This window comes from Protofrankia symbiont of Coriaria myrtifolia, assembly GCF_900634755.1.
Taxonomy (GTDB): Bacteria; Actinomycetota; Actinomycetes; order Frankiales; family Frankiaceae; genus Protofrankia; species Protofrankia coriariae.
The window spans coordinates 1-11237 of sequence record NZ_CAAAFS010000211.1 but is presented as its reverse complement, the minus strand read 5'-3'; the positions used below and the strand labels follow the sequence as shown (position 1 = coordinate 11237).

Genomic DNA, 11237 nt, shown 5'->3' with positions numbered 1-11237 from the left:
GGCCGAGACCGATGACGATGTTGGGCGCCCATCGGGGCTGCAGCTCCTCGAAGGTGTTCCATGGCCCGGCGCTGTCGAGGATCTCCAGCAGTAGCGGGCGGACGTCGTAGGCGCGCCGCGCCGTCGCGGGCAGCAGCTCGCGCAGGTCCCGGCCGTCGTTCACCGTGTCCGGGTCGAAACGGCCGGGCCGGGTGAGCAGCCCGGTGATCCGGCGGGCCCGGGCGAACGCGTCGTCCTCGGTGTCGACGGTGACGTGGACGACGCCGGAGCGGCGGCCATGCGCGTCGACGCCGCCGAGATCTGCCATGTCGATCTGTTCACCGGTCACGCTGCGTACGACGTCGGGCCCGGTCGCGAAGATCCGACCGGACGTCGACATGATCACGATGTCGGTCAGCGCGGGGCCGTAGGCGGCGGCGCCGGCCGCCGGGCCGAGCACCACCGATATCTGCGGCACCTTGCCCGAGGCCCGGGTCATGGCCGCGAACATCCGGCCGGCGCCGTCGAGGGACTCGACCCCGTCCGCGAGCCGGGCGCCGCCCGAGTGCCACAGTCCGATGACCGGCTGGCCGTCGCGCACCGCCGTGTCGATGGCGTCGACGATGTGCCGGGCGCCGCCGAGGCCGAGGGCGCCGCCCATCACCGTCGCGTCGGTGCAGTAGGCGACGACGGGGGCGCCGTCGATCCGGCCGCGCACGGCGAGCACGCCGGTGTCGTCGTCGGGGTGCAGGGCGGTCACGGAGCCGGTGTCCAGCAGGTGGGACAGGCGTGCCGCGGGGGCTCGCCGATCGGCCTGGATGTCGTCGGCGGCGGGCCTGGGAAGAGCGATCCTGGCAACGGCGTCCTCGGGACGAGCCGTCAACCCTGTCATCTCCAGCCTCCTCCTGGCGAACCCCGGCGCATCCGACGGGTTCGACGAACAACGATGAATGACGAACAACGACTAACGACCAACGGCGGGCAGCCAGTGGGTGGCGGACAGCCGATTGATGGCGGGCAACAACGAACGGTGAACGCGACGAAGCACGACGAACGACGAACGACGAAGCACGACGAACGACGAACATGACCAGCACGCCCCGCGGGGCTCGGGTGGCCGCCCCGGCACGGGCCGGACCGGGCGGCTCGCCGCCGGGGCCGGGCCCGGCCGCGCGGAGCGTGCTGGACGGGATCTGCGAAGATCAGTCGACGATCACCGGGAGGCGGTCGGCGGTCGGCCGCCACTCGTCCGTGACCGCCGTCGGCCGGGGGCCGGCCTCAGGCTCGAGGGGGTAGCGCAGCACGCTGCGGAAGTACGCGATCCGCCAGCCCCGCTCGGTGTGTACGACGACGCTCAGGTAGTCGCCGTTGGTGGTCGTCCCGTCCGACCGCAGCGCGATGTAGCGGCTGTGGGTCCGCACGGTCCCGTCCGCGTCGGTCAGGATCAGCGTGTTCACCGTCTGGTGGTCCGCCCCGTCCGGCTGCCGCTGGTCGAACAGCTCCCGGGCGGCGTCGATCCCGCGCAGGTGGACGCCCTCGCCGTAGCCGAGTTCGATCTCGACGTCGTCGGTGAAGATCAGGGGCAGGGCGTCGAGCTCGCGGCTGTCGTACACGTGCGCGATCAGCGCGATGGTCTGGTGGATCTCGGCGACGTCGGCGGCCGACAGTTTGCGGCTCATGCCGGGATCGCGCCGAGCTGCTGGAGGATGGTGAGCCGGTCCGGGGTGACGACGTAGTCGACGACCTTGCCGTCATGGAACGTGATCAGGCTGATGCTGGTGCCGTCGATGGCGTTCCCGGTGCCGGGCACACCCCAGACCTCGCCGGAGTGGACGCCCTGGATGCGCCAGAAGACCACGACCCAGTCACCCTCGGCCACGATGTCGGTGACGGTGGTCTTCAGGTCGGTGACGTTGTGCCGCAGGTCGGTGACGTGGCTGGCGAAGCTGTCGCGGCCGAACGTGCCACTGCCGGTGCTCCGGCTGGCGTCCTCGGCGAGGAAGTCGTCGAGCAGCTCCAGCCGGCCCTCGTTGACGATCTCCTCGTACAGGCGTCGGGCGATCGTCTTGTTCGCCTGGAGCCTGTCCGGGCTGTCCGCCGCGACGGCCGTCGCCGTCCCGGCGTGCTGGTCGGTGGTGGTCATAAATCGTTCCCTTTCATACATGCCGTTTTCTCGCGTGAATGTCGTGCGTCGGGCGCTGCCGCGCCGGTGTCACTGCATCGGCTCGCCGTCGTACGTCGGCGGCAGCAGGAAGCCGTTACTCGCGCTGAGGCCGCCGTCGCTGGGGATCACCGCGCCGGTGATGTAGGAGGACTCGGGGGTCGCGAGGAACCAGATCACCTGGGCCTGCTCGCGCGGGTCGCCCCACCGGCGCAGCGGGATCCGCCGGTTGATGTTCGCGAACAGCCGGGGATCGTGCTTCACCGGCGCCGTGCGCGGGGTGAGGGTGATGCCCGGTGCGATCGCGTTGATCCGGATGCCCTGGTAGCCGTAGTCGAGCGCGGCCGACCGCACCAGGTTGATCGCCGCCGCCTTGGTGGCGTTGTACGCCCAGGTGTAGGGGTCGCCGCGCAGCCCGGCGCCGGAGGCCGTCACGACGATGGCGCCGCCGCCGGCGGCCCGCAGCGCCGGAGCGGCGGCCCGGATGCCGAGCGCCGCGCCGCGCACGTTGACCGCGTGGACCCGGTCGAGCTGTTCGATCGCCCCGGGAGCCTCGATCGGCGGCGCGCCGCCGATGCCGGCGTTGAGGACAGCGGCGTCGAGGCGGTCGAAGTGCTCGAGGGCCAGCCGCACCGCCTCGACGTTCGCTTTCTCGGTGGAGACGTCGCCCTCGAGCGTCACGACGTTCTTGATGCCCTCGAGCTCGGCGAGGCCGGCCGTGTCGGGGTCCACGGCGACGACACCGTAGCCTCGTTCGGCGAACAGCTCCACGGTCGCCCGGCCGATCCCGGCGGCGGCGCCGGTCACGACGACTGCCGGAAGTGTCATGCTTGTCCCCTCTGTTGGTTGTCTACTGGTGACCCGGGGCCGTCGGCGGCGCGAAAAATGATCACGCTGCTTCTGGTCCGCCGGGTGGGCCGTCCGGGGTGTCCGCCGCGAGGCCGGTCCCGATGCCCGGCCGGTGCCGCGCGCTGCCTGGCTGATGCCCGTCCGGTGCCCGGCTGACGCGCGGTGTGGGACGCGCGGGCCGGGCCCCGGCGCGCGGGCTGGATCCGCTCATGGGCCGGTCAGGTCGCCTGGGCAAGCGACGCCAGCCACTTGGCCACCGCGGCGGCGGTCGTCCCGGTGTCCTCCTCAAGGATGGTGAAGTGGTCACCGGGGACGTCGATGATCTCGTAGCGCGGCGGGTGTCGGATGGTCGAAGGTCAGTGTGGGCGTCAGCGGGAGCCCGGTGGTGGCCGCGAGCAGGCCGCGGAACTGCACCGCCGCGATCGAGTCCAGGCCGAGATTCTTGAACGTGCGCCCGGTGCTCACCGCGGCCGGGTCGGTGTGGCCGAGCACGGTGCCCACCGCCGCGCGGACGAGGTCGAGCAAGACGGCGTCGCGTTCCCGTGGGGTGAGCCCGTCGAGCCGGCGGGCCAGCCGCGACGGGCCGGCGGGGGACGACGTTCTTGGCGCTGCGGGTACCGCCACGTCCGTGCCGTGGGTCGCCGTATCATGATCCGGAAAGATCTGCGCCGGTATGGATACATCAGGTAGATCGGTGGCCGGTGTCGCCGTGGGCGGCGCCGGGCGGGCCGCCGCGCCCCCGAGCCAGAACCGCCGCCGCTGGAACGGATAGGTGGGCAGGTCCGTCACGCGCGCCGCCGGGTCGATCGCCGCGGCCCAGTCGACGTCGACCCCGCGCACGTACGCCTCGGCCAGCGACGCCAGCAGCCGGCGGGGGCCCCCGTCGTGGCGGCGCAGCGTGCCCGTGACGAGGGTGTCGGCGTGCCCGGGGCCGGCGTCCGCCGCGATCCGCTGGATCGCCGGTGAGGACCGGGTGCGGTGTCATCTCGACGAACGTGCCGTGCCCGGCCGCGAGCGCCGCCCGCACCGCCCGGTCGACGTCCACGGTCTCCCGCAGGTTGCGGTACCAGTAGGCGGGGGTCAGCTCGGTGGTGGGCAGCCTGCCAGCGGTGACGGTCGAGTAGAACGCGACGTCTGCCGCCACCGGGGTGATGCCGTCGAGCAGTTCGAGCAGCCGCTCGCGCACCGGGATGACCTGCGGCGAGTGCGAGGCGTATTCCACCGGGATCCGGCGGACGTCGACACCGGCCGCGGTCAGTGTCGCCACGAACTCGTCGAGGGCGCCGGTCTCGCCGGAGACGACCGTGGCGTCCGGACCGTTGATCACGCCGATGCCCGCGCGGTCGGCCCACGGCGTGAGCAGCGTGGCGACCTCGGCCGCGGGCAGCGGGACCGACACCAGCCCGCCGCGGCCGGTGATATCGACCAGGGCGCGGCTGCGCAGCGCCACCACGGCCGCGGCCTGTTCCAGGGTGAGCGCGCCCGCCACGTGCGCCGCGGCGATCTCACCCTGGGAGCTGCCGATCACCGCGTCGGGCTCGACACCGAAGGCCCGCCACACCGCGGCGAGGGAGACCATCACCGCGAACAGCGCCGGCTGCACCACGTCGACCCGCTCCAGCGACGGGGCGCCCGGGGCGTCACGCAGGACGTCCGGCAGCGACCAGTCGACATGGGGTGTGAGAGCCGCCGCGCACGCCTCGATCGAGCGGGCGAACACCGGGGAGGTGTCCAGCAGCTCCGCGGCCATGCCGGCCCACTGGGAGCCCTGGCCGGGGAAGACGAAGACGGTCCTGCCGCGCTCACCCACCGACCCGCGCACCACGCCCGCGGCCGGTTCGACGGCGACGAGCGCGCGCAGCCCGACGGACAGCTCGGCCCGGTCGGCGCCGATCACCACCGCCCGGTCCTCGAAACGTGCCCGGGTCGTCGCCAGCGACAGCGCGATGTCCGCGGGATCGCCCCCGCCGCCGGTGCTGTTACCGTCGGCGCCGCCGTCTCCGCTTTCAGCGTTCTCAACGCTGCTGCCGGTGCCGCCGGCGGGGGGGTCGGTGAGCAGCGCCAGCAGACGGCCGGCCTGGGTGTCCACCGCGTCCACGCCACGCCCGGACAGCACCCACGGCACGACGCCGCGTACCGCGGGCTCACGGCCACCGTCGGCGTGTGCCGCGGGCTCACGATCGCCGCCGGCGCGCGCCGGCGGGACCGACGAGGCTTCGGCCGCCCCGGATCCTCCGGCCGCTCCAGCTGCCCCAGCTGCCCCGGCCGCCCCGGCCGCCGTGGGCCGTGCGCTGGGCGCCTCGCCCAGCACGACGTGGCAGTTCGTCCCGCCGACTCCCCACGAGCTCACCCCGGCCAGCAGCGGCCGGTCGTCGTGCGGCCAGGGCCGCCGGGCGGTCACCACGCGCAGCCGCAGTTCCTCGAACGGGATCCGGGGGTTGGGCGTGACGAAGTTCAGGCTCGGCGGGAGCACCCGGTGCGTGATCGCGAGGACCGTCTTGACCAGGCCGATGATCCCCCCGGCGCCCTCGAGATGGCCGATGTTCGTCTTCACCGACCCGACCAGCAGGGGGTCGTCGGCGGGCCGGCCGACACCGTAGGCGGCGCCCAGCGCGGACGCCTCGATCGGGTCCCCGACCGCGGTGGCGGTGCCGTGCAGCTCGACGTAGCGCACGTCGCGCGGGTCGACGCCGGCGCGGCTGGCCGCCGCGCGCACCACGTCCCGCTGGGCCTGTGCGCTCGGGACGGTCAGGCCCGCCGTGGCGCCGCCGCTGTTGACCGCGCTGCCGCGGATCACCGCGTGGATCCGGTCGCCGTCGGCGAGCGCGGCCGCGAGCGGCTTGAGCACGACGACCGCGCCGCCCTCGCCGTGCACGAAGCCGTTCGCCCGCGCGTCGAAGGTGAAGCACTGCCCGTCCGGGGACAGCCCGCCGAAGCGCTGCGCGCTGACAGCCGTCTCGGCGGTGAGATTGAGGTGGACGCCGGCGGCCAGCGCCAGCTCCGACTCGCCCGAGCGCAGGCTCTCGCAGGCCAGGTGCACCGCCACCAGCGACGACGACTGGGCGGTGTCCACCGTCAGGCTCGGGCCGCGCAGGCCCAGCAGGTAGGACAGCCGGTTGGCGATGATGCCGCGGGCCAGCCCGGTCAGAGTGTGCCGGGTGACGGCGTTCAGACCGTAACGGTGGACCAGCCCGGCGTAGTCGCTGGCGATGGCGCCCACGAAGACGCCGGTGCGGGTGTCCGCCAGCGCGGCCGGGACGACGCGGGCGTCCTCCAGCGCCTCCCAGCCGAGCTCGAGCACGAGACGCTGCTGCGGATCCATCGCGTCCGCCTCGCGCGGCGAGATGCCGAAGAACTCCGGGTCGAAGTCCGCGACGCCGTCGAGAAAACCGCCGCGCAGCGGGCGGATATCGTCCGGGATTCCCTCCCAGCGGCCGGCGGGAACATCCGTGACGGCGCTGCGCGCATTCTCCAGCAGTTGCCAGAACTCCCCGGGCCCGACCGCCTGGGGCAGTCGGGCGGCCAGCCCGACGACGGCGATGTCGGACGGCGTCTCGGCATGCGACATCTTGGGTGTCCATTTCCTCTCGTAAACGGCCGGCGCGGCCGGATGCCGGGGTGGCGGCTGGCCGCGCTGGCCGAAGGCGGCGCGATCGCGTTCGTTGTTTCGCGCGGTGCCGGGACCCGGATTTCGGGAAGATCTGGTGTGGCTGCCGGGGACCGCGGAGGGGCTCGGGGACGAGCCGCATGGTGTGGATCTCGATGAACGGGTGACGGCGGGGGGCCGTTCGAGCGGCGGGCGGGCCGGCCGCGCGGTCAGCCGGCCCTGCCCCGCCGCGCGGTCAGGCCGGCCCCGGGCACCGGGACTGTCAGCGCGGTTGCGGGTTCCCGAGGCGACAACAACGCTCGGCGCAGGGGAGACCGTGGTGGGGACAGCGTGCGGCGCGGGGGCGGCTGGAGCGGTGCGGTAGCACGCTGTATCACACCCTTTCGTCTTCGTCCGCGCCTACGTGTTCCGCGTTCGTCCCGTCCACGCACACCTGACCGGGGCGTCCGGACACGGCCTGCTGCCGGCCGCGCCCGCCCTACGGGCGTGCGACGAACCGTACTTGGGTACCCACCGGTCCGTCAGGAGGGCCAGTATGTAGATGGTCCGCAGAAAAGCGCGCGGCGATAACCCCTATCGATACCCCTAGTCGACCCTTACCGTCATTGTGGTACAGCTCACACGGGATGTGCGGCCCATATTATGTGCCAGCTGCCCCGGAGAATAAAACGTTGGCCTCTGTGAGGCTTTTCCTCGGATGCCGGTCTTGCTTCCCGATGGCAGCCCTGATAGGGATGACGGAAACCAGGCCGGGTATTTTCGGGCGTCATCCGCCGGCCCGGCTGGCCGCCGGCAGGAAAGGACACCAGCCGTCATGACGCGACCCGGGGTGAGCGCAGGCGACGGTACTGGCAGCGGTACCGGTGCCGATCTGTGGATACGGCGGTTTCATCCGGTGGCGGATCCCGCCAGGCGGCTGGTCTGCTTCCCGCACGCGGGCGGCTCGGCGCCCTTTTTCTTCCCGCTGTCCCAGGAGCTGTCCGCGCCGGCCGGCCCGGGCCGGCGCGGCGTCGACGTGCTCGCCGTCCAGTACCCCGGCCGCCAGGATCGCCTCGGCGAGCCGGCGGTCACCAGCATCGCCGGGCTCGCCGAGGGGATCGCCACGGCCCTGCGGCCGTGGGCCGGCGAGCCGCTGACGTTCTTCGGGCACAGCATGGGCGCCGTCGTGGCCTTCGAGGTCGCCCTGCGTCTGCGGGCCCGCGGGCAGGACGGCCCGGTGCGCCTGATCGCCTCCGGCCGCCGCGCGCCGTCGAGGTACCGCCAGAGGCAGGATGTCCACGGCCGGGACGACGCCGGCATCGTCGCCGAGCTGCGCCAGCTCGCCGGCACCGACCCCCGGCTGCTCGGCGACGAGGAGATCCTGCGGATGATCCTGCCGGCGATCCGCGCCGACTACACCGCGGTCGAGACCTACCGGTCGGAGCCGGGCGCGGTGCTCCCCTGCCCGGTCACGGTGTTCACCGGCGACGCCGACCCACAGGTCACCCTCGACGAGGCACAGGCCTGGCGGGAGCACACCATCGCCGGGTTCGACCTGCGGGTCTTCCCCGGCGGGCATTTCTATCTGGCCGAGGACCCCGGGCCGGTCATCGCGGCCATCCGCGCCGAGCTGGCGGCGCGGGCCCCCGCGGTACCGGCGTCCGCCGTGCCGGCTCCCGCTGTGCCGGAGCCCCCCAGCCAGGCGGCGAGCTCGCGCACCTCGGCGCGGTAGAGCGTCGCCGGGTCCGCCACGTGGGGCCGCAGGTGCCCGTTGATCTCGAGTGCCAGTAGCCCGTGCAGCCGGCCCCAGATCCGTAGCGACAGCGCGACGGCCGCCGGTGGCAGGCCCGGGACCGCCGCGCGGGCCAGCGCGGCGAACGGCGGGGTGAAGTCGGACCAGTCGTAGTCGTCCGTGCCAGCGCCCGTGCCGTCCAGGTCCGCCCCGGGCGCGGACATCCGCTCCCGCAGGCCCGGCCAGGCGGTCTCCACCAGGCGCAGCAGCACGCCGCACGCCTGCTGCTCCGCCGAGGACGCGTCGCCCTCGGTCGGGAAGCGGTAGCCCGGGATGGGGCTGCCGTAGAGGAGCTGGTACTCCTGCGGGTTGGTGACGGCCCACTCGCGGTAGGCCATCGCCACCGCGACCAGGGCGGCGCCGGGATCGTCGGCGGGCGCCGCGGCCCGGACGGCCTCCAGGCGCCGCGCCACCGAGGTGTAGATGTCGGTCACCAGCGCGGTGATCATGTCGTCGCGGGTGTCGTAGTAGCTGTACAGCGCGCCCGCGGTCATGCCCATCTCGCGGGCGATCGCCCGCAGCGACAGCGCTGCCGCGCCACCGTCGGCCATATGGCGCAGTGCGATCGCCTTGATCTCGAGGACCGTCTCGGCGCGTAGCCGGTCACGGCGCCGAAGCATGCGATCTTCCACCGTTGGCAGTTTACAGCGCTTGTCTCCTACGCTGCGGCCAAACATTGATAGCCGTGTAGTCTTTGAACATCGTACTGTCGCGTCAGTTGGCCCGGACGGTCATCGCCCCACGTCGCCGTACCTCGCGCCGTCCCACGTCACGCCGTCCGTCCGGGCTGGTCCCCCGTGTCAGCCGTCGCCTCGAGGAACCCGAAGAACCGAAGAACCCGAAGAAGAGGAAGGGGCTCGCCCCATGACTGTCCCCGCAGCCCCCGGGCTGCCCTATCAGCGCGCCCGGCTCACCCTCGCGCTGCTGGCGTTCGCGCAGTTCATCGTCGCCGTCGACTACAACATCGTTTATGTCGCGCTGCCCGACATCGGCGTCGAGCTCGGCTTCACCTCGCAGTCGATCCAGTGGGTGGTCAGCGCCTACGCCGTCGCCTTCGGCGGCCTGCTGCTGCTCGGCGGACGCGCCTCCGACCGGCTCGGGGCGCGCCGCGTCTTCACCGTCGCGCTCTTCGTATACGGCCTGTCGTCCCTGGCCGGCGGGCTGGCGTCGACACCCGGCGTGCTCGTCACCGCGCGGACGGTGCAGGGAATCGGCGGCGCGCTGCTGTTCCCGGCGATCCTCAAGCTCATCAACACCATCTACGAGGAGGGCACCGAACGCACCCAGGCCCTGGCGGTGTGGAGCGTGGCGGCCAGCGGCGGGCTCGCCGCCGGGGCCCTGCTCGGCGGGCTGCTCACCGACTGGTTCGGCTGGGAGTCGGTCTTCTTCGTCAACGTCCCGCTCACGGCCGTGGCCCTGCTGGGCGTCTCGCGCCTGCTGCCCGCGGACCCGCCGCGGGCGCACGGCCTGAAGGGCTTCGACCTGCCCGGCGCGCTGATCGCCACCGCCGGTGTGGCGCTTGTCGTCTTCGGCCTGGCCTCCGGCTCGGAGGTCGGCTGGACGGCCACCCGCACCACCTCCTCGATCATCGTCGGGGCGGTCCTGCTGGCCGGGTTCGTCCTGGTCGAGCTGCGTACCCGGGATCCGCTGGCCCCGCCGCGACTGTTCCGGCAGCGCACACTGGTGATCGCGATGCTCGCGGTGCTGCTGCTCGTCGGCAGCCTCGCCGGCGAGTACTACCTGTTCACGACATACCTGCAGAACGTGCTTGACTTCAGCCCGCTCCAGGCCGGGCTGGCGTTCCTCCCGCTCACCGTGATCTCGATGGTGGGCGGCGCGGCGGCCGTCACCCTGCTCACCCGCTACGGGCTGCGCACCACGATGGCCGCGGGCCTGTTCGTCGGCGGCGTCGGTATCGCGGTCGTCACCGCCGGGGTGTCGGTGGACGGCTCGTACCCGGCCCTGCTGCCCGGCCTGCTGCTGTGGGGCATCGGCGGTGGGGTCGCCTTCACCGCGGTGTTCGTCGCCGCGTCCGCCGGGGTGGCACCGGCCGAGCAGGGCGTCGCCAACGCCCTGGCCTCGACCTTCCAGCAGATCGGCACCGCGCTGGGGCTGGCCGTGATCGTCGCGGTCGTGACGGCCCGTCCGCACGGGCCGGCATCGCTGGACGCCACCGCGACCGGGGTCGTGGACGCGCTGCGGGTGGGTGGCTGGGTGTCGGCTGCCATCTGCGCCGCCGGGACTGTGGTGGCTCTCGCGTTGGCCCGCACGCCCCGGCCGGCCGGGCAGCCGGCCGCGCAACCGGCCGGGCAGCCGGCATCCGCCCCGGGCGAGCCGGCCGACCCCCAGCACCAGCCCGTGTGACACCAACCCGCACAAGGTGACGGGGCCGCGACCGGACCTGTCCCAGCTGCCGTCCCCGCGGGTCCTCCTGGGCTGGCCCGCGGGGACGGCTTCGTTTTTCCGCCCGGTTCTCCGGCCCCGGCCCTGGCCGCTGGCCGGCCCGCCGGTGGCGCCGCTCGGCGGTCGGCGGTTGATGGTCGGCGGTCGCTGCCTGGCAGTCGGAACGGTGTGGCAGTCGGGACGGTGTGTTCACCGGCCCCGTGCCCCTTCCTCCGCCTGGCCGGGCTGTCGCCGAGATGACGGGACAGCGGGTACCGAGATACCGGTATGGCCGCCGATATCCCCGGTACGGTTTCCTGGAGCCTCGTTCTTTCCGTGGTCTTGTTCTTCCCGGAGCGCCGTTCTTTTCCGGGACAGCCCCGGCCTGTCCGGTACGGCCGCCCGGACCGCCGCGTGAGCGGTGTTCCGTGGGCGGGAGGGCCACCTGGGCGGGAGCGTCACTTGTGGTACTCCCGCCACCGGTACCC

At 73.2% G+C, this 11237-nt stretch carries 8 protein-coding genes and 1 pseudogene; 2 read left to right on the top strand and 7 right to left on the bottom strand.

Annotation, left to right across the window (positions count from 1 at the left end; genetic code table 11):
* The 6 genes from CM1CMNOD_RS12060 to CM1CMNOD_RS12040 form a co-directional block, all read right to left on the bottom strand.
* A partial coding sequence (locus tag CM1CMNOD_RS12060) for a carboxyl transferase domain-containing protein (RefSeq protein ID WP_278045206.1) occupies nt 1-871 on the bottom strand: 871 nt, incomplete at its 3' end.
* 310 nt (nt 872-1181) lie between these two features.
* On the bottom strand, nt 1182-1658 hold the full coding sequence (locus CM1CMNOD_RS12055; RefSeq protein WP_013873906.1) for a nuclear transport factor 2 family protein: 477 nt from the start codon (nt 1656-1658) through the stop codon (nt 1182-1184).
* Complete coding sequence (locus CM1CMNOD_RS12050; RefSeq protein WP_013873905.1) at nt 1655-2122, bottom strand: ester cyclase; 468 nt, start codon at nt 2120-2122, stop codon at nt 1655-1657. Before CM1CMNOD_RS12050 ends, CM1CMNOD_RS12055 begins: the two co-directional genes overlap by 4 nt.
* Nucleotides 2123-2191: 69 nt before the next feature.
* Nucleotides 2192-2968, bottom strand: a complete 777-nt coding sequence (locus tag CM1CMNOD_RS12045; protein WP_013873904.1) for an SDR family NAD(P)-dependent oxidoreductase — start codon at nt 2966-2968, stop codon at nt 2192-2194.
* Between the two features lie 324 nt (nt 2969-3292).
* The gene (locus CM1CMNOD_RS22455) at nt 3293-3613 is read right to left on the bottom strand and encodes an acyl carrier protein (RefSeq protein WP_207387491.1); all 321 of its coding nucleotides are present in this window, start codon (nt 3611-3613) and stop codon (nt 3293-3295) included.
* Nucleotides 3614-3671: 58 nt separating this feature from the next.
* Nucleotides 3672-6557, bottom strand: a complete 2886-nt coding sequence (locus tag CM1CMNOD_RS12040) for a type I polyketide synthase (RefSeq protein WP_207387490.1) — start codon at nt 6555-6557, stop codon at nt 3672-3674.
* An 853-nt stretch (nt 6558-7410) separates the two neighbouring features.
* Between CM1CMNOD_RS12040 and CM1CMNOD_RS12035 the strand changes: the two genes are divergently transcribed.
* Nucleotides 7411-8307, top strand: a complete 897-nt coding sequence (locus CM1CMNOD_RS12035) for a thioesterase II family protein (protein ID WP_013873902.1) — start codon at nt 7411-7413, stop codon at nt 8305-8307.
* Between the two features lie 35 nt (nt 8308-8342).
* Here CM1CMNOD_RS12035 and CM1CMNOD_RS23130 read toward each other — a convergent pair.
* Nucleotides 8343-8918: pseudogene (locus CM1CMNOD_RS23130) on the bottom strand (TetR/AcrR family transcriptional regulator); the annotation flags it as partial.
* Nucleotides 8919-9231: 313 nt separating this feature from the next.
* On the opposite strand from CM1CMNOD_RS23130, the gene CM1CMNOD_RS12025 reads away from it, so the two are divergent.
* The gene (locus tag CM1CMNOD_RS12025; protein WP_013873900.1) at nt 9232-10731 is read left to right on the top strand and encodes an MFS transporter; all 1500 of its coding nucleotides are present in this window, start codon (nt 9232-9234) and stop codon (nt 10729-10731) included.
* Nucleotides 10732-11237: the final 506 nt, after the last annotated feature.